The sequence below is a fragment of the Goekera deserti genome (assembly GCF_010685995.1).
GTDB lineage: Bacteria > Actinomycetota > Actinomycetes > Mycobacteriales > Geodermatophilaceae > Goekera > Goekera deserti.
This window is the reverse complement of record NZ_JAAGWK010000014.1, coordinates 1-18170: the sequence shown is the minus strand read 5'-3', so window position 1 is coordinate 18170 and position 18170 is coordinate 1. Positions and strand designations below refer to the sequence as shown.

The window sequence follows — 18170 nt, the reverse complement described above, 5'->3', positions numbered from 1 at the left end:
CGCCCGCATGTCTAGGCGGGACGACCTCGCCGAGCGGGAGGGCAGCTGGACCGGGCGCGAGTTCGAGGTGGCCGTCGGGCCGGTGGCCCACGGCGGGCACTGCGTGGCCCGGCACGAGGGCCGGGTGGTCTTCGTCCGGCACGCGCTGCCCGGCGAGCAGGTCGTCGTGCGGGTCACCGAGGACAGGCACGAGCGGTTCTGCCGGGCCGACGCCGTCGAGGTCCTGGCGGCGTCCCCGGAGCGGGTGGACCGGCCGTGCCCGTACAGCGGCCCGGGCCGGTGCGGCGGGTGCGACTGGCAGCACGCCAGCGTGCCCGAGCAGCACCGGCTCAAGGCCGCGGTGGTCACCGAGCAGCTGTCCCGGCTGGCCGGCCTGCAGGTCGACGTGGTGGTCGAGGAGCTGCCCGGCGGGCCGCTGCGGTGGCGCTCCCGGGCGCGGTTCGCCGTGGACCGGGCCGGGCGCCCGGGCCTGCGGCCGCACCGCTCCCGCGACGTGCTGGTGCTCGACGACTGCCCGATCACCGTCGAGCCGGCGGTGGCCGCCGTCCTGGGCCGCTCGTGGTCCGGCGCCGGCGCGGTGGACGTCGCCGTCGACTCGACCGGCGCGGTCGCCACCACCCGGCTCGACCGCCGGGGCCGCCCGCTGAGCACGCGGATGGCCCGAGCCGGCGATGCGTACCCGCCGGCGGCTGCCGCGGCGCTGTCGCCGTCGGAGACCCAGGCGCTGGGCCGGGCCCGGCGGCAGGCCGGTGGCCGGGACTGGGAGGTGCAGGGCACCGGGTTCTGGCAGGTGCACCCGGACGCCGCCGACGCCCTGGTGGAGGCCGTGCGCGGCTACGCCGGGGTGCGGCCGGGGGAGGTCGTGCTCGACCTGTACGCCGGGGCCGGGCTGTTCGGCGGCGCCCTGGCGCCGGAGACCGGACCGGGCGGGCGGGTCGTGTGCGTGGAGTCCGACGCCGGTGCGTGCGCGGCCGCCTCGGACAACCTGGGCGACCTGCGGCACGCCGAGGTGTGGCAGGGCGACGTGGACGCCGAGGGCCTGAACGGGCTGCTGGCCGAGCTGGGCACACCGGACGTCGTCGTGCTCGACCCGCCGCGGGCCGGTGCCGGCCCCGACGTCAGCGCGGTGCTCGCCGGCAGCGGCGCCCGCGCGGTCGTCTACGTGGCCTGCGACCCGGCGTCGCTGGCCCGCGACGTCGCGGTGTTCCTGGCCGGCGGGTACCGGCTGGCCGGGCTGCGCGCCTTCGACGCGTTCCCGATGACCGCCCACGTGGAGTGCGTGGCCCTGCTCGAGCGCACCACCCCCGCGCTGCCCGGCTGACCCCGGCACCCGCTCCCAGCGACCTCCCGGGCAGCTCACAGCGCCGCTGCACGCTGGACGCCGACCTTGTGCCCCGGTGGGTCGGCGGTGTGCGGGAGGTGTGGGACGTGGCAACGGTGTCTGCGGACGGTGTGACCGGGGTGGGGGAGCTCTCCCTGGTCCGGGGGGTGCTGCCGGCTGTGCTGCTGGCCGGGATGGTGACCGGCCTGCTGGTGCTGCTGGCCGGGCACCGGGACCGGCGGTGGTGGCTGCGCCGGGTGCCGGTGGCGCTGCTGGTGGCCGCGTTGCTGCTGGCCGGCGCGCAGGTCTGGCTGGTGGTGGACGAGCCGTTCCCGGACGCGCTGCCGTGGACGGTGCCGCTGTGGGTGGGTCTGGGGCTGCTCGCGGTCAGCCTGGCCGTCGTCGGCTGGCCGGGGCAGCGCTGGTGGCGCCGGGGTGTGGCGGTGCTCGCGGTCGGCGTCGTGGTGCTGGGCTCGGCCAACCAGGTCAACCGGGTGTACGGCTCGTTCTCCACGGTCGCCTCGGCGCTGCAGCTGGCGCCGTCCTCGGAGCTGTCCGTGGACGAGGTGGTCGACCGCACGGGCGCCGCGGACGCGCCCACCGGTTCCCCGGGCGCCCCGCTGGAGCAGGTGTGGCAGCCGCCGGCCGACATGCCCGCCCAGGGCGGCGTGAGCGAGGTGACCATCCCCGGGACGACGTCGGGCTTCACCGCCCGGGACGCCTGGGTGTACGTGCCGCCGGCCTACCTCACCGCGGACCCGCCGGCGCTGCCGGTGCTGGTGCTGCTCGGCGGGCAGCCCGGTGGCCCGCGCGACTGGATCGACGGGGGAGCCCTGGTGCAGCGGATGGACGACTTCGCCGCGGCGCACCACGGCCTGGCGCCGGTGGTGGTGATGCCCGACGACCTGGGCGCCGAGACGGCCAACCCGCTGTGCCTGGACTCCCGACTGGGCAAGGCCGACACCTACCTCGCCGTCGACGTCCCGGCGTGGATCACCTCGCACCTGCACGTGGACGACGACCGCGCGCACTGGGGCGTGGGCGGGCTGTCCTACGGCGGCACCTGCGCACTCCAGCTGGGCGTGGGCCACCCGGACGTCTACCCGTCGATCGTCGACGTGTCCGGGCAGGAGGGCCCCACCCTCGGCGACCGGGACCGCACCGTGCAGGCCGCCTTCGGCGGGGACTCCGCGGCCTTCGACGCCGCGACCCCGCTGGTCCGGCTGGCCACCCGCCCGCTGCCGGGCTCGGCGGCGTTCGTCACCGTCGGCTCGGACGACACCGACTACCGGCCGCAGGCGATGGTCGTCCGGGACGCGCTGTCCAAGGCAGGCGTCGCCGTCACGTACCAGGAGCTGCCCGGTGGCCACTCCTGGGCGGTGTGGGGCCCGTCGCTGACCGCGGCGCTGCCGTGGTTCGCCACCCGCGCGGAGCTGACCGCGTGAGCGCCGCCCCGCTGACGACGTCGCTCGGCCGGCTCCGGCAGACCCCGGTCACCGCCGGCCTGGTCGTGCTGCTGGTCGCCGGCGCGGTGGCCGACGCCCTGACCGGGCGCCCGGTGGAGCAGGTGCTGGGCACCGGGGTCGGCCCGCTGTCCGACGGCCGCTGGGCCACGCTGGCCACCAGCGGCTTCGCGGCCTCCAGCCCGGTCGTGCTGGTCGCCTCGGTCGCCGTGGTGCTGCTGCTCCTGCCCCGCGTCGAGCGGCTGCTCGGCCCGGTGCGCGCGCTGGGTGCGGTGCTGGGCGGCCAGGTGCTGGCCGGGCTGGTGGCACTGGGCGGGGTCGCGGTGCTGTCCGCGGCCGGTGACCGCTGGGCCGTCCAGCTCGCCGATGCCGTCGTGGTCGGGCCGCTGCCCGGGGTGCTGGCCGCAGCCGGTCTCGCCTCGGCCCGGCAGTCGCGGTACGCAGCGCGCCGGCTGCGGCTGGCCGCCTCGGTGGTACTGGTCTGCCTGGTGCTCTACTCCGGCACGGCCGGCGACGTGCTGCGGCTGACCGGCTTCCTGCTCGGGGTGGCGGCCGGCGCGCTGGGGCAGCGGCGCCGGGGTGCCCGGCCGGTGTGGTCGGCACCGAGTCGCCGGGAGCAGCGGGCGCTGGTGGCGCTGATCGTGGCGGCCACCGCGGTCGGCCCGCTGGTCGCGGCGCTGTCCCGGACGCCGGAGGGCCCGTGGGCCGTCGTCTCGCACCTGTTCGTGTCCGGCCGCCCGCACGCCGGGCTGCTGCGGGAGGTGTGCGCCCGCGGCGGGGACCCCGCCCGCTGCCAGGCGCTGCAGGCCCGGGCGCGGCTGACCGGGGCCGGCCCGGCGTTGCTGTCGGTGCTCCCGGTCGTGCTGCAGCTGCTGCTGGCCGAGGGCCTGCGCCGGGGCCGGCGGGCCGCCTGGGTGGGCGCGGTGGCGCTCACCGGCGTGCTGACCGTCGTCGGCGCGTTCGTGGTGGTCGACGTGCTGCGCACCCCGGCGGAGAGCCTGCCGTTGCTGGCCAGCCCCGCGGGCAGCCTGCCGGCGGTGGCGGTGCTCGCGCCGGTCACCGCGCCCGGCGCGGTCCTGCTGCTCCTGGTGCTGACGCGCACCCGGTTCGACGTGCGGGCGGCCCCGGAGACGGTGCGCCGCTGGCTGGTCGCGGCCGGGCTCGGGCTGCTGCTGGTGGTCGGCTGCTACCTCCTCGCCGGCTCGGTGCTCACCGCCGACGACGCCGCCGGGCCCGGCATCGGGGCCATGCTGCTGGACCTGCCGCGCCGGATGCTGCCGCCCGGGTACCTCGACGCGGTGCTGCCCTCGGCGTTCGGCCTGCAGGGCCTGCCCCGGGTGCTGGTCGGCTGGACCGGTGTCCTGTGCTGGGCCGTGCTGGTCGGCACGGCGTGCCTGCTGGTGCGCCCGGCCGTGCCGCGCGGCGACGCGGCCCGGGCGCGCGCCCTGGTCGACCGGCACGGCGAGGGCGCGCTGGCGTTCATGACCACCTGGACGGGCAACCGCTGGTGGTTCACCCCCGACGGCGCGGCGGTGGTCGCGTTCCGGGTGGTCGGCGGCGTCGCGCTCACCACCGGCGACCCGGTGGGCCCGCCCGAGGCGCGGGCGGCGGCGGTGCGGGGGTTCACCGCCTGGTGCGAGCAGCACGGCTGGACGGCGTGCTGGTACAGCGTCACCGACGAGGTGGTGCCGCTGCTGCCCGAGGCGCGCACCGTGCAGGTGGCGGCGGAGACGTGGCTGCCGCTGGGCGAGCTGGCCTTCGTCGGCAAGCGCTGGCAGGACGTGCGCACCGCGCTGAACCGGGCCACCCGGGACGGCGTGCAGGCCCGCTGGCTGACCTGGCAGGAGGCGCCGGTCGCGCTGCGCGAGCAGGTGGTGCGGGCGTCGGAGGACTGGCTGGCCGGCAAGGGCCTGCCGGAGATGGGCTTCACCCTGGGCGGGGTGGACGAGCTGGCCGACCCCGCGGTGCGGTGCCTGCTGGCCCTGGCCGCCGACGGGCGGGTGCTGGCGGTGACCAGCTGGCTGCCGTCCCGGCGCGACGGCCGCCCGGTGGGCTGGACCCTGGACCTCATGCGGCGCAGCCCCGGCTGCCCGCCCGGGATCATGGAGTTCCTGCTCGCCACCGCGGCCACCACCTTCCAGGCCGAGGGTGCCGAGCACGTGAGCCTGTCCGGGGCGCCGCTGGCCCTGCCCGGCGGCGCCCGCCGGCCCGACGCCCTGGAGCGGCTGCTGGAGGTCACCGGCCGGGCGATGGAGCCGGTCTACGGGTTCCGCTCGCTGCTGGCGTTCAAGGCCAAGTTCCAGCCGCAGCACCGCCCGCTGTGGCTGGTCTACCCGGCCACGGCGGACCTGCCGCGGATCGCCGCCGCCGTGTGCCGGGCCTACGTGCCGCACCTGTCCGCGGTGCAGGCGCTGCGGCTGGGCCGGGCGCTGGTCCGGGGCTGGACGGCCCGGCCGGCGGCACGACCGGAGCAGGTCGCGACGGCGCGGGCCGGCCGGTGACCGGGCGGACGTCCGCGCTGGGCTGCCTGCTCGCGCTCGTCCTGCTGGCCGGGTGCTCCCCGGCGCGCACCGGCACCCCGGCCGCCGCGACGACGGCCGCCGCGACGACGACCGCCCCGGCCCCGCTGCGGGTGGTCGCGGTGGGCGACTCGATCACCGAGGCGGACAGCCCCGACTTCGACGACGGGCTGATCGGCCCCGGCTCCTGGGCCTGGACGGCCACCGGAGACGGCGTCGACGTGCTGGGCGGCTGGGCGCACGGCGGGGCCACCAGCGCCGACATGGCGGCCGGCGTGGGCCCGATGGACGCCGACGTGCTGGTGGTGATGGCCGGCAACAACGACGTCGACGACGGCGTCCCGGTGGCCGACGTCGTCGCCAACGTGCGGCAGGTCGTCGTCCGGGCGGGGGTGCCGCGGGTGGTGCTCTCGGCCGCTGCCCCGGAGGACGGGTACGGGCCGCAGCTGACCCGGCTGGACGCCGCCCTGCAGGGGCTGGCCGGCCGGGAGGGCTGGCAGTGGGTCGACCCGATGACCGACGTCCGCGGCCCGGACGGCGGCTGGGTCACCGGCACCAGCCCGGACGGCGTGCACCCCGACGTGGAGGCCGCGCGGGTCGTCGGCCGGGCGCTGCGGGCCGCGCTCACCGGCTGAGCCCGCCGCCGGTCGGGGGCGGCACACTGGCCGGGTGGACGCGAGCGTGCCCCCCGGGTGGCCGGAGCAGGTGCGGCCCCCGGGCGCCCCGGACTGGGAGCGCACCGCCGTCGCCTGGCTGTTCGACCTGGTGCCGCCGGACTACCGCGCCCACCAGGTGCTGAGGCAGTACCCGGTGCTGCTGGCCAGGTTCGCCGGTGACCACGTGGCCGCCGGGCTGGAGGCGGCCCGCGCGGGGTGGCGCACGGTGCGGGTGGAGCTCGCCGACCACCTGCCCGTCGAGGCGATCGAGGCGGCCATCGCCGCCTACGAGCGGGAGGGTGCCCGGCTGTCGGCGGCCGCGCGGGGGGTGGAGGTGGTGGCCGGGGCGCTGCGCGGTGAGCGCTGGGTGCCCCGGCTCTAGGGTCCCGCTCACCCCCGGCCTGGCAGGTCCCGCGGCTACAGTGGGAGGCCGGCTGCCGCACCGTCCCCGCAGTCGCTGTCGAGAGGACCCCTCCGCGTCGTGTCGATCCTGGCATCGTTGACCGGCCCTGCCGACCTGCGCCGGCTGACCACCGAGGAGCTGCGCGCCCTGGCCGCCGAGGTCCGCGACGCGCTGGTGTCCAGCGTCGCCCGCACCGGTGGCCACCTCGGGCCGAACCTGGGCACCGTCGAGCTGACCATCGCGCTGCACCGGGTGTTCGAGTCCCCGCGCGAGCCGGTGCTGTTCGACACCGGGCACCAGGCCTACGTGCACAAGCTGCTCACCGGCCGGCTGGAGGGCTTCGCCCGGCTGCGCCAGCGCGGCGGGCTGTCCGGGTACCCCAGCCGGGCCGAGAGCGAGCACGACTGGATCGAGAACTCGCACGCCTCGACCGCGCTGTCCTACGCCGACGGCCTGGCCAAGGCCTTCGCGGTGCGCGGCGACGTGCGCCCGGTGGTGGCGGTCATCGGCGACGGGGCGCTCACCGGCGGCATGGCCTGGGAGGCGCTGAACAACATCGCCGCCGCCAAGGACCGGCCGGTGGTGATCGTGGTCAACGACAACGGCCGCTCCTACTCCCCGACGATCGGCGGCGTCGCCGACGCGCTGGCCACGCTGCGGCTCCGGCCGGGCTACGAGCAGGCCCTGGACGCCGTCCGCGCCACGGTCACCCGCGCGCCGGTGGTCGGCACCGCCCTGTTCGACGCCCTGCACGGGATCAAGAAGGGCCTCAAGGACGTGCTCGCCCCGCAGGGCATGTTCGAGGACCTGGGCATGAAGTACTACGGCCCCATCGACGGCCACGACGTGGAGAAGATGGAGTCCGCGCTGCGCCGGGCCAGGGCCTTCGGCGGCCCGGTGATCGTGCACGCGGTCACCACCAAGGGCTTCGGGTACGCCCCGGCCCAGACCGACACCGTCGACGCCTGGCACGCGACCGGTGTGTTCGACCCGGACAGCGGGCTCAGCGCCCGGAAGTCCGGCGTGGAGTGGACCGACGCCTTCTCCGACGAGCTGGTGCGGATCGGCGCCGAGCGCTCCGACGTCGTGGCCATCACCGCCGCGATGCTGCACCCCACCGGCCTGGCTGCGTTCGCCGAGCGGTTCCCCGACCGCACCTACGACGTCGGCATCGCCGAGCAGCACGCGCTCACCTCCGCCGCGGGCCTGGCGATGGGGGGGCTGCACCCCGTGGTCGCGGTGTACTCGACGTTCCTCAACCGGGCCTTCGACCAGTTGCTGATGGACGTCGCGCTGCACCGGCTGCCGGTCACCGTGGTGCTCGACCGCGCGGGGGTCACCGGCAGCGACGGTGCCTCGCACAACGGCATGTGGGACGCCTCGATCCTCTCGGTGGTGCCGGGCCTGCGGCTCGCCGCCCCGCGCGACGAGGCCACCCTGCGCGAGGCGCTGCGCGAGGCGCTGGCCGTCACCGACGGGCCCACCGTCGTCCGGTTCGCCAAGGGCGCGCTGCCCTCGGCGCTGCCGGCGCTGGAGCGCTCCGGGCCGGTCGACGTGCTGCGCCGCGGCGCCACCGCTGAGGTGCTGCTCGTGGCCTGCGGCGCGTTCGTGCCGATGGGGCTGGCCGCTGCCGAGCGGGTCGCCGACCACGGCATCGACGTGACCGTCGTCGACCCCCGCTGGGTGCTGCCCACCCCGCCGGAGCTGGTCGCGATGGCCTCCGCCGCGCGGCTGGTGGTCACCCTGGAGGACGGCGGCCTGGCCGGCGGGGTCGGTGCGACGCTGGCCGCGGCGCTGCGGGACGCCGAGTGCGACGTCCCGGTGCGCTCCCTCGGCGTCCCGCGGCAGTTCCTGGACCACGGCAGCCGCGGCCAGGTGCTCGCCGACCTCGGGCTGACCGAGCAGGACGTCGCCCGGCGCGTGGTGGAGTGGGCCGTCCGGGTGGCCGACCGCACCGCCGGCTCGCCGGTGACCGAGCCGGTGGAGGAGCAGTCGTGAGCGAGCACGTCATCGCCGAGATCCAGGTGGCACCGAGCCCGCCCGGCACCCCGGGCAACCCGCACGAGCACGTCGAGGCCGCCATCGCGGTGATCCAGGCGTCCGGCCTGCGCTACGAGGTCGGCGCCCTGGGCACCACGCTGGAAGGGCCTGCCGACGACGTCTGGGACGTGCTGCGCGTCGCGCACGAGGCCATGCTGACCTCCGGGGCCGCTGCCGGGATCTCGCACGTGAAGATCGCCTCGGTGCCCCGCACGATCGAGAGCCTCACCGGCAAGTTCCGGTGAGCACGCCGCTGGTCAGGGCCGGTCGTGCACGGTCACGTCCCACGGCCACAGCTCCTGTGCCTCCGCGGTCACCCGCTGGACGGTCTCGGCGTCGAGCTGGACCGTCGTCTCGGGAAGTCCCTGCCGGGCCCAGCTGAACCGGAAGGTGAGCGCCGACCGGGGGTTGGGGGTGAGCCAGTAGTCCAGGTCCAGGCGTGCGCTGCTGCCCCCGTGCGGCTCCTCGAACAGCACGGGCTGGTCGTCCGCCTGCGGGATGAGCTGCAAGGCGCTGGAGCGGTCGAGGAACAGACTCGTCCGACCGTCCGGCAGCAGGACCTGCACCGACGGCGTGGTCGGGAGGGAGCCCCGCAGCTCCGGGCCCGGAGTCGTGTCCGGGAGGAAGGGCAGGTGCCCGTCGACGCCGTGCGCCCGACCCCGCAGCGTCACCCGGAACAGCAGCCCGCCGCGATGAGCGAGCACCTGCAGCAGCACCGCGGCGACGCTGTCCGACCGTCCCAGGGGAGCGGCGAGGGGGAGGACGCCGGGGATCTCGTTCGGCGGGGGGTTCGTCCGTACCTGCAGCCGTACGGCGCGCGGGTCCCGGGCCGAGCCCACCGGCGTCAGCCGCTCCAGCGCCCAACGGCACAGCCGGGTGAGGTGCCATGCCCGCGTCGGCGACGTCCCGGGATGGGCGAGCACGAACCGGGCCCCGCCGGTGATCGGGACGACGTCGAGCCGAACGCCGTCGAGCTGGTCCCGCACCCGGTCGTCGCCGATCGTCAGTCCGCGCCGCAGGTCCCCGGCAGCGTCCCGTGCGGTGTCCGGGTCGACCTGCACGTCCCGGGTGCACCGGACGGCCACGACCGGGCCGGGGTCGGAGCCGGCGTGGTCCGCCAGGCCGTCGAGTGACCGGCCGACGGCCGACGGGAACAGGCCGGTCAGGCCGCCTCGGGTGGAGACGCCGTCCGCGAGCAGCGTGACGGGCGGGGTCGCGACGGACGTCGGCCACCGCTGCACGAGCACCCGCTCGGGCAGCGCCGAGTCCTGCCCGGTGGCTGCCCCGGCCTCCCGGCCGGCCGCGCAGACGCGCACCCGGTAGAGGCCGGGCGGCCGCTCACGAGAGGTCACCCACCCTTCGCCGCCCCAGGACACCGCCTGGAGCCCGCCGTCGCGTTGGACCACGTCCAGCTCGCTGACCCCCGGCCACCCCGCTGGCACGGTGCTCGGGGCGTCGCTCAGTTCCTCGATCTCGACCTCGACGTGCGGGCCGTACTGGCCGGTCAGGACGGCGAAGGCGCACGGCTCCAGCGGGCTGACCAGGCCGTCGCCGTCCTGGCCGATCGTCGACGTGTCGTAGCCCAGACCGCTCGCCACGTAGAACTGGCGGTACCACGCCCTCACCGTGCCCCGTGTCGTCATCGTGTTCCCGGGCCGGAGTTCTGCTGGGCGTGTCGGGGCCTTCGAGGTGCAGCGGACGCCGGCATGACGCCAGTGTGTCGGCGTCGTCCGGCCAGGTTGAGCGTTGACATGTGACCTTTGAGTCACCTATCTTCCTCGCATGGCGGACGACGACCGGGTCTTCAAGGCCCTCGCCGACCCCACCCGGCGGTTCCTGCTCGACGTCCTGTTCGCCCGGGACGGCCAGACGCTCACCGAGCTGGAGCAGCAGCTGGAGATGTCCCGCTTCGGCGTGATGAAGCACCTCAAGGTCTTGGAGGAGGCCGACCTCGTGGTGAGCCACAAGGACGGCCGGGAGAAGTTCCACCACCTCAACGCCGTGCCGATCCAGCTGCTGCACGACCGCTGGATCGGGAAGTACACCGAGCGTCACGTCCGGGCGCTCGTCGACCTGAAGTACGCCCTGGAGGCCCCCCGTGACGACGACTGACTCCGCGCAGACCACCCAGGTGTTCCGCATCTACATCAAGGCCGCCCCGGAGCGCGTCTGGGAGGCGATCACCGACCCGGAGTGGAACGCCCGTTACGGCTACGCCGCGCCGCAGTTCTTCGAGCTCCGCCCCGGCGGCCGGTTCCACTCCGAGGCCTCCGAGGGCATGAGGAAGGCCTCGGCGGAGATGGGCTGGCCCTGCCCGGACGTGATCGTCGACGGCGAGGTGCTGGAGTCCGACCCGCCGCACCGGCTGGTGCAGACCTGGCGGATGCTGATGGACCCGACCACCGCCGCCGAGCCGATGACCACGCTGACCTGGACGATCACGCCCAGCCAGGGGGGCAGCAAGCTCACCCTCACCCACGACGTCACCGGCGCCCCGGCGACCGCGGCCATGGTCAGCGGCGCGCTGGACGAGGACGCCGGCCAGGGCGGTGGCGGCTGGAGCTGGGTGCTGAGCGACCTCAAGAGCCTGCTGGAGACCGGCTCGACGCTGGCCGGCTGACGCCCCGGCGCCGGCTGACGCCCCCGCTCCGGGCCCGCCGCTGCCGACGGCGAGCAGTCCCGGCACGGGTCGAGCAGCCGGAACGCGGGTGCGGCGGGACGCGGCTGCCCGTACGGTCCCCGCGGTGTCGACGACGAGCGGGGGGAGCGGGGTGGACCGGCCGGGGCCGGGGGACGACGGGGTGCGGCGGCCGGCGCCGGGGCTGGTGCGGCTCAGCGACGCCACGGCGTCCGTGCTGGCCGCGGTCCGCGCCGCCGGCGGCCGGCCCTACCTGGTCGGTGGGTGCGTGCGGGATGCCGTGCTGCACCCCGGCGGCCGGCCCGCCGATGTCGACGTGGAGGTGTACGGGCTGAGCGCGGACGCGCTGGTAGCGGCACTGGCGCCGGTGGGCCGGGTCGACGCGGTCGGGCGCTCGTTCGCGGTGCTGGAGCTGCGGCGCGACGGCGAGGACCTGGACGTCGCCCTGCCCCGCCGGCGGGAGGCGTCCGGTGCACTGGTGGCCGACCCGCACACCACGCTGCGGCAGGCCTCGGCAGGCCGGGACCTCACCGTGAACGCGCTGGCCTACGACCCGGTCACCGAGGAGGTGCTGGACCACTGGGGCGGGCTGGGCGACCTGCGCGACGGCGTACTGCGGCACGTGGGCCCCGGGCTCGCCGACGACCCGCTGCGGGTGCTGCGGTGCGCCCGGTTCAGCGCCCGGCTGGGCTTCCGGGTGGCGCCGGGCACCGCCGAGCTGTGCCGCACGCTGCTGCCGGCGGCCGTGGGGCTGCCCGTCGAACGGGTCTGGGGCGAGTGGCGCCGGATCGGTGAGACCGGCCGCTGGATCAGCACCGCCGTCGACACGCTGGCCGCCACCGGCTGGCTGGCCACCGTGCCCCCGCTGGCCCGGCTGGCCGGGGTGGCGCAGGACCCGCGCTGGCACCCCGAGGGCGACGTGCTCGTGCACGCCGGGCTGGCCGCCGACGCCGCCGCCCGGCTGGCCGACGAGGCCGGGCTGACCGGTGAGGACCGGCTGGTGGTCGTGCTCGCCGCACTGCTGCACGACGTGGGCAAGGCCGACCACACCCAGGTGCGACCCGACGGGCGGATCACCTCCCACGGCCATGCGGAGGGTGGGGTGCGGCCCGCGGAGGAGTTCCTGCAGCGGGTCGGCGCACCCCGGTCGGTCACCGCGCGGATCGCCCCGCTGGTGCGCGAGCACATGGTGGCGACGTCGGTGCGCGGCACGCCCGGTCGCGCGGCCGTCCGGAGGCTGGCCCGCCGGCTCGTGCCGGCGACCATGGCCGAGTGGGCGCTGGTCTGCGCGGCCGACCACGCCGGGCGGGGCGCGGGCTCCGGCCCGGACCTGACGACGGCCTGGCTGGCGCTGGCCGCCGAGGAACAGGTGCAGCGGGAGCCGGCCGACCCGCTGCTGCGCGGGGCGGACCTGCTGGCCCGCGGCACGCCCCCCGGCCCGAGCGTGGGCCGGGTGCTGGCCGACGCGCTCGCCGCCCAGGACGGCGGTGCGTTCACCGACCGTGCCGGGGCGCTGGACTGGCTCGACCAGCGCACCCCCGGCCCGTCGTCCCCGGGTCCGTCGTCCCCGGGCTCGTCGTCGCCGGGGACCGACGGCGGTGGCGGGTCACCGTAGGCACGTCCTGACGTGCCGACGGTGACCCGCCCCTGCCGCTGCCGCCGCTGTCAGGCGGGGAGGCTGGCCACGCCCTTCGGGAGGAAGCGGCTGCCGGTGACGGCCTCGGAGATGCCGGTGCGGTCCAGGTGGGCGGTGATGCCGCCCAGCCAGAACGGCCAGCCGGCGCCGAGCAGCATGCACAGGTCGATGTCCTGCGGTGCCTGCACGACGCCCTCGTCCAGCATCAGCCGGATCTCCTGGGCCAGGGCCCGCTCCGCACGGTCCCGCAGCTCCTCGGCGCTCAGTGGCGCGTCGCCGGTGGCGATGCCGGCCAGCTCCGGGTCGACGACGCCGGGCTCGGAGAACATGCTGGTCTTGCCCAGCTCGACCATCCGGCGCAGGCCCTCACCGACGCCGAAGCGGTCGGGGAACGCCTCGTGCATCCGCTCGGCGACGTGCAGGGCCACCCCGGGGCCGACCAGGGACAGCAGCTCGAACGGCGTCATCGGCAGGCCGAGCGGGTCCAGCGCCTGCTCGGCGACGTCCACCGGCGTGCCGGCGTCGACGCCGGCGTTGACCTCGCCCAGGAAGCGGGTGAGCAGCCGGTTGACCACGAACGCCGGGGCGTCGGCGACCAGCACGCAGCTCTTGCCGAGCTGCTTGCCGACGGCGAACGCGGTGGCCAGCGTGGCGTCGTCGGTCTGCTCGGCGCGCACCACCTCCAGCAGCGGCAGCACCGCGACCGGGTTGAAGAAGTGCAGGCCGACGACCCGCTCCGGGTGCTGCAGCTCGGCGGCCATCTCGGTCACCGACAGCGCGGAGGTGTTGGTGGCCAGCACGCACTCGGGGGAGACGACCGCCTCCACCTCGGCGAACACCTGCTGCTTGACCTTGAGCTCCTCGAACACCGCCTCGATCACCAGGTCGGCGTCGGCGAAGGCGTCCTTGGACAGCGAGCCGGTCACCAGGCCCTTGAGCCGGTTGAGCGCGTCGGGGGAGAGCCGCCCGCGCCCGGCCAGCTTGTCCAGCTCGCCGTGCACGTAGCCCACGCCCTTGTCCACCCGCGCCTGGTCGACGTCGGTGAGCACGACGGGCACCTCGAGCTTGCGCACGAAGAGCATCGCCAGCTGGGAGGCCATCAGCCCGGCGCCGACGACGCCGACCTTGGTGACCGTGCGGGCCAGCTTCCGGTCCGGGGCGCCGGCGGGCCGGCGGGCCCGCTTGTTGACCAGGTCGAAGGAGTACAGCCCGGCCCGCAGCTCGTCGGTCATGAGCAGCTCGGCCAGCGCGTCGTCCTCGGCCGCCGTCCCGGTGGTGAGGTCGGCCGTGCGGGCGAGCTCGAGCAGGTCCACCGCCCGGACGGCGCCGGGGGAGGCGTTGCGGGTGCGCGCGGCCACGATCTCCCGGGCGCGGGCGATGGCGCCGTCCCAGGCGTCCCGGTCCGGTGCGGTGCGGGTCACCGTCACGTCGCCGGCGAGCACCGAGGTGGCCCACTCCAGCGAGCGCTCCAGGAAGTCCGCCGGCTCGAACACCACGTCGGCGATGCCCAGCTTCGCGGCCTTCGCCGCCGAGGTGATCTTGTTCTGGGCGAGCGCGTTCTCCACGATCACGGTCACCGCCGCCTCGATGCCGATCAGCTCGGGCAGCAGCTGCGTGCCACCCCAGCCGGGCACCAGGCCGAGGAACACCTCGGGGAAGGCCACGATCGCGGTCGAGGCGATCGTGCGGTGGTGGCAGTGCAGCGCCAGCTCCAGGCCGCCGCCCATCGCCGCGCCGTTGACGAACGCGAACGTCGGGATCGTGGAGTCGGTGAACCGGCGGAAGACCCGGTGCCCGGTCCGGGCGATCTCCCGGGCGTCCTCGGCCGAGGTGATCGACGGGACGCCGGACAGGTCGGCCCCCACGGCGAAGATGAACGGCTTGCCGGTGACGCCGATGGCCACCGGTGCGGGGGAGTGCGCCGCGATCTCGTCCAGCGCGGCGTCCAGCGAGGCGAGACCGCCGGGGCCGAACGTGGAGGGCCGGGTGTGGTCGTGCCCGTTGTCGATGGTGATCAGCGCGAGCTCACCGGCCAGCCCGGGCACCCGCAGGTACCGGACCTTCGCGGCGGTGACGACCTCGTCGGCGAAGACAGCGGTCACTTGTCGGCCTCCTTCGTGGCGCCGGACCAGTTCGGGTTCTCCCAGATGACGGTGCCGCCCATGCCGATGCCGACGCACATGGCGGTCAGGCCGTAGCGCACGTCGGGCCGCTCGGCGAACTGCCGGGACAGCTGCGTCATCAGCCGCACCCCGGAGGACGCGAGCGGGTGGCCCACGGCGATGGCGCCGCCCCACGGGTTGACCCGCGGGTCGTCGTCGGCGATGCCGAAGTGGTCCAGGAAGGCCAGCACCTGCACCGCGAAGGCCTCGTTCAGCTCGAACAGGCCGATGTCCTCGATGGACAGCCCGGTGGACGCGAACGCCCGCTCGGTGGAGGGGATCGGGCCGACGCCCATCACCTCGGGCTCGACACCGGCGAAGCCGTAGCCGACCAGCCGCATGCCGATGGGCAGGCCCAGCTCGGTGGCGACGTGCTCGGCGGCGAGCAGGCAGCTGGTCGCGCCGTCGTTCAGCCCCGCAGCGTTGCCGGCGGTGACGTGCCCGTGCGGGCGGAACGGCGTCTTCAGCGTGGCCAGACCCTCGACGGTGGTGCCCGGGCGGGGCGGCTCGTCGACGGTGGCCAGGCCCCAGCCGGCCTCGGCCGAGCGGGTGCTCATCGGCACGACCTCCGGGCCGATCTGCCCGTTCGCCACGGCCTTGGCGTACTTCTGCTGGCTGGCGACGGCGAACTCGTCGCACCGCTGCTTGGTCAGCTGCGGGAACCGGTCGTGCAGGTTCTCCGCGGTCGAGCCCATGACCAGCGCCGAGGTCTCCACGATCTTCTCGGACACGAAGCGCGGGTTGGGGTCGACGCCCTCGCCCATGGGGTGGCGGCCCATGTGCTCGACGCCGCCGGCGATGGCGACGTCGTAGGCACCGAAGGCGATGCCGCTGGCGACCGCGGTGACCGCGGTCATCGCCCCGGCGCACATCCGGTCGATCGAGAAGCCCGGCACGGACTTCGGCAGGCCGGCCAGCAGGGCGGCGGTGCGGCCGATGGTCAGGCCCTGGTCGCCGATCTGCGTGGTGGCGGCGATGGCCACCTCGCCGACGCGCTCCGGGGGCAGCCCCGGGTTGCGGCGCAGCAGCTCGCGGATGCAGCGCACCACGAGGTCGTCGGCGCGCGTCTCGGCGTAGATGCCCTTCGGGCCCGCCTTGCCGAACGGGGTGCGTACGCCGTCGACGAAGACGACCTCACGCAGGGAGCGGGACATGGGACCTCCGCAGGAGTGGATGCCGGCCCGGGTGCGGCCGGCGGGACACAAGTTACCCGCCGGTAACGACGTGTCCAACCCCCCGTCCGGGGCATCCGCTCAGGCCGCGGCGACCGCAGCGGTGAGCAGGTCGCGGGTCAGCCCGATCTGCCACTCCCGGGCGCCGCCGGCGCGCAGCACCGACTCCACCGCGGACGCGTCCCGCGGCACGGGCGGTGCCCACATCAGCCGGCGCACCAGGTCGGGGGACAGCAGGTTCTCCACCGGGACGTCGTGCTCGGCGGCGACGCCGGCGAGGGCCGCCCGGGCCGCCTGCAGCCTGGTCGCGGCGGCGGGGTCGCGGTCGGCCCAGCGGTTGACCGGCGGCGGGCCCTCGCCCGGCTTGCTGTGCGGCGGCAGCTCGGCGTCGGGCAGCGCGCGACCCCGGGCCAGCGCGCCGAACCAGGTGCCGACGAGCTTGCGGTTGGCACGGCCGCGGAACACCGGCAGCTCCAGCAGGCTGCCCTCGGTCGCCGGGTCGGCCTGCACCGCGGACACCATGGCGGCGTCGGGCAGCACCCGGCCGGGAGCGATGTCCCGGCGGCGGGCCAGCTCGTCGCGGGTCTGCCACAGCGAGCGCAGCATGCCCAGCTGGCGGCGGCTGCGCAGCCCGTGCATGCCCGAGGTGCGCCGCCACGGGTCGACCCGGGGTGCGGGCGGTCCCGCGGTGAGGATCGCGGCGAACTCCTGCCGGGCCCACTCGGTCTTGCCCTGCTCGTCGAGGACCTGGGCCAGCGCGTCGCGCAGGTCGACCAGCACCTCGACGTCCAGGGCGGCGTAGACCAGCCACTCCTCCGGCAGCGGCCGGGTGCTCCAGTCTGCGGCCGAGTGGCCCTTCTGCAGCGAGAACCCGAGCAGTGACTCGACGACGGCGCCCAGGCCCACGCGGGGCAGGCCGGCCAGCCGCGCGGCCAGCTCGGTGTCGAACACCCGGGCGGGCACCAGCCCGATCTCGGCCAGGCAGGGCAGGTCCTGGTTGGCCGCGTGCAGCACCCACTCGGCGTCGCCGATCGCCTGCTGCACGACCGACAGGTCGGGCAGCGGCACCGGGTCGACCAGGCCGGTGCCCGAGCCGTTGCGGCGCAGCTGCACCAGGTAGGCGCGCTGCCCGTAGCGGTACCCCGAGGCCCGCTCGGCGTCGACCGCGACCGGGCCGGTGCCGGCGGCCAGCGCCTGGGCGTACTCGACGAGCGCGGTGGAGGTCTCGATGACCGGCGGCAGCCCGTCCCGCGGGGCCAGCAGCGGGACGGCGGGCGGGGCGTCGTCCCCGGCGTCGGTGGCGGCGCCCGGCTGCACGGCGTCGACGGGCACGGCGTCCGGCTGGAGGGCGTCCGGGCCGGTCACGAGATGACCCCGGAGCGGATGCCGAGGGCCACCATGTGGGCGCGGTCGCCGGTGCCCAGCTTGCGGGCGATCCGGGCCAGGTGGCTCTTCACGGTCAGTGCGGACAGGTCCACCTTGATGCCGATCTCCTTGTTGGTGTGCCCGTCGGCGACGAGCCGCAGGATGTCCCGTTCCCGGCCGGACAGCTCGCCGACGCCCTCGTCCGGGACGCTGCGGGTGAGCCCCAGGGCCAGCGTGCTGGAGATGGCCGGGTCGGCGAACACCTCCCCGGCCAGGGTGGTGCGCAGGCCGTCGGTGACCACGGTCAGCGGGCTGCTCTTCAGCAGGTAGCCGCTGACCCCGGCCAGGAAGGCGGCGCGGACGACGGCGGGGTCGGTGACCGCGGTGAGCACCACCACCACCGGCCAGCCGTCGGCGCGCAGCGTGGGCAGCAGCTCCAGGCCGCGGCCCGGGTCGCCGGCGTGGCGGGCCTGGTCGGTGGCGCTCTCCGGCAGGTCGGCGTCGAGCACGCACAGCGCGCGCGGGCCGGAGACGTGCGAGCGCACCCGGGCCTCCTCCAGCGAGGCGGCCTCCTCGACGGAGCGGGCGCCGAGCGCGCGCAGCCGGCCGGCGAGGGCCTCCCGGAGCAGCGGCGAGGAGTCGACCACCAGCGCCGTCGCGTCCGGGCCCAGCGGGGTGCTCCCGGAGCGGGCGGGTCCGAGCGTCACACCGTGCACCCCGTCCGTCGCCGTCCACCCGTCGTGGGCCGGTGCGGCCACGCAGTCGGACCAGCGACGGTTACGCCATCTGGCGTAC

15 protein-coding genes are annotated in these 18170 nt (G+C 76.2%); 10 read left to right on the top strand and 5 right to left on the bottom strand.

Going from position 1 to position 18170, the window contains the following annotated elements; translation table 11 throughout:
• The first annotated feature begins 7 nt into the window (after positions 1–7).
• From G1H19_RS23950 to G1H19_RS10845, 7 genes are all read left to right on the top strand, one after another.
• Positions 8–1321 carry a class I SAM-dependent RNA methyltransferase gene (locus tag G1H19_RS23950; RefSeq protein WP_152727507.1) on the top strand — a complete coding sequence of 438 codons (1314 nt, stop codon included), beginning with the start codon at positions 8–10 and terminating at the stop codon, positions 1319–1321.
• A 107-nt stretch (positions 1322–1428) separates the two neighbouring features.
• Complete coding sequence (locus G1H19_RS24525) at positions 1429–2766, top strand: alpha/beta hydrolase (RefSeq protein ID WP_152727508.1); 1338 nt, start codon at positions 1429–1431, stop codon at positions 2764–2766.
• Positions 2763–5285 (top strand): bifunctional lysylphosphatidylglycerol flippase/synthetase MprF, encoded by a 2523-nt coding sequence (locus G1H19_RS24520; RefSeq protein ID WP_152727509.1) that lies wholly within the window; start codon positions 2763–2765, stop codon positions 5283–5285. The genes G1H19_RS24525 and G1H19_RS24520 overlap by 4 nt, the downstream gene beginning before the upstream one ends.
• The gene (locus G1H19_RS10860; RefSeq protein WP_162392295.1) at positions 5282–5938 is read left to right on the top strand and encodes an SGNH/GDSL hydrolase family protein; all 657 of its coding nucleotides are present in this window, start codon (positions 5282–5284) and stop codon (positions 5936–5938) included. Before G1H19_RS24520 ends, G1H19_RS10860 begins: the two co-directional genes overlap by 4 nt.
• 34 nt (positions 5939–5972) lie before the next feature.
• Positions 5973–6341, top strand: a complete 369-nt coding sequence (locus G1H19_RS10855; protein WP_162392294.1) for a hypothetical protein — start codon at positions 5973–5975, stop codon at positions 6339–6341.
• A 99-nt stretch (positions 6342–6440) separates the two neighbouring features.
• Positions 6441–8360: a 1-deoxy-D-xylulose-5-phosphate synthase gene (dxs, locus tag G1H19_RS10850; RefSeq protein WP_162392293.1), complete on the top strand. Its 1920-nt coding sequence runs from the start codon at positions 6441–6443 to the stop codon at positions 8358–8360.
• Complete coding sequence (locus G1H19_RS10845) at positions 8357–8647, top strand: thiamine-binding protein (protein WP_162392292.1); 291 nt, start codon at positions 8357–8359, stop codon at positions 8645–8647. The genes dxs and G1H19_RS10845 overlap by 4 nt, the downstream gene beginning before the upstream one ends.
• Before the next feature lie 12 nt (positions 8648–8659).
• Here the strand turns inward: G1H19_RS10845 and G1H19_RS10840 are convergent, their stop codons facing one another.
• A complete protein-coding gene (locus tag G1H19_RS10840) occupies positions 8660–10027 on the bottom strand; it encodes a hypothetical protein (RefSeq protein ID WP_152727512.1) in 1368 nt (455 codons plus the stop codon).
• 157 nt (positions 10028–10184) lie between these two features.
• Here G1H19_RS10840 and G1H19_RS23190 point away from each other — a divergent pair, with 157 nt between their 5' ends.
• The 3 genes from G1H19_RS23190 to G1H19_RS10825 all read left to right on the top strand — a co-directional run bounded on the left by G1H19_RS23190 (position 10185) and on the right by G1H19_RS10825 (position 12655).
• A complete protein-coding gene (locus tag G1H19_RS23190; protein ID WP_152727513.1) occupies positions 10185–10514 on the top strand; it encodes an ArsR/SmtB family transcription factor in 330 nt (109 codons plus the stop codon).
• Positions 10501–11022 (top strand): SRPBCC domain-containing protein, encoded by a 522-nt coding sequence (locus G1H19_RS23185; RefSeq protein ID WP_162392291.1) that lies wholly within the window; start codon positions 10501–10503, stop codon positions 11020–11022. Before G1H19_RS23190 ends, G1H19_RS23185 begins: the two co-directional genes overlap by 14 nt.
• Positions 11023–11146: 124 nt before the next feature.
• Positions 11147–12655, top strand: a complete 1509-nt coding sequence (locus tag G1H19_RS10825; RefSeq protein ID WP_152727514.1) for a CCA tRNA nucleotidyltransferase — start codon at positions 11147–11149, stop codon at positions 12653–12655.
• Between the two features lie 50 nt (positions 12656–12705).
• Here the strand turns inward: G1H19_RS10825 and G1H19_RS10820 are convergent, their stop codons facing one another.
• The 4 genes from G1H19_RS10820 to G1H19_RS10805 form a co-directional block, all read right to left on the bottom strand.
• Positions 12706–14778: a 3-hydroxyacyl-CoA dehydrogenase NAD-binding domain-containing protein gene (locus tag G1H19_RS10820; protein ID WP_162392290.1), complete on the bottom strand. Its 2073-nt coding sequence runs from the start codon at positions 14776–14778 to the stop codon at positions 12706–12708.
• Positions 14775–15992: a thiolase family protein gene (locus G1H19_RS10815; protein ID WP_152727515.1), complete on the bottom strand. Its 1218-nt coding sequence runs from the start codon at positions 15990–15992 to the stop codon at positions 14775–14777. The genes G1H19_RS10820 and G1H19_RS10815 overlap by 4 nt, the downstream gene beginning before the upstream one ends.
• 99 nt (positions 15993–16091) lie before the next feature.
• The gene (locus G1H19_RS10810) at positions 16092–17375 is read right to left on the bottom strand and encodes an HRDC domain-containing protein (protein WP_162392289.1); all 1284 of its coding nucleotides are present in this window, start codon (positions 17373–17375) and stop codon (positions 16092–16094) included.
• Positions 17372–18082 (bottom strand): LuxR C-terminal-related transcriptional regulator, encoded by a 711-nt coding sequence (locus G1H19_RS10805; protein WP_202925749.1) that lies wholly within the window; start codon positions 18080–18082, stop codon positions 17372–17374. Before G1H19_RS10805 ends, G1H19_RS10810 begins: the two co-directional genes overlap by 4 nt.
• Positions 18083–18170 lie beyond the last annotated feature (88 nt).

Excerpts from the sequence above, each read along its gene's own strand:
- G1H19_RS23190 (WP_152727513.1), top strand. The coding sequence starts at position 10,185 with ATGGCGGACGACGACCGGGTCTTCAAGGCCCTCGCCGACCCCACCCGG.
- G1H19_RS23950 (WP_152727507.1), top strand. The coding sequence starts at position 8 with ATGTCTAGGCGGGACGACCTCGCCGAGCGGGAGGGCAGCTGGACCGGG.
- G1H19_RS10815 (WP_152727515.1), bottom strand. The coding sequence starts at position 15,992 with ATGTCCCGCTCCCTGCGTGAGGTCGTCTTCGTCGACGGCGTACGCACC.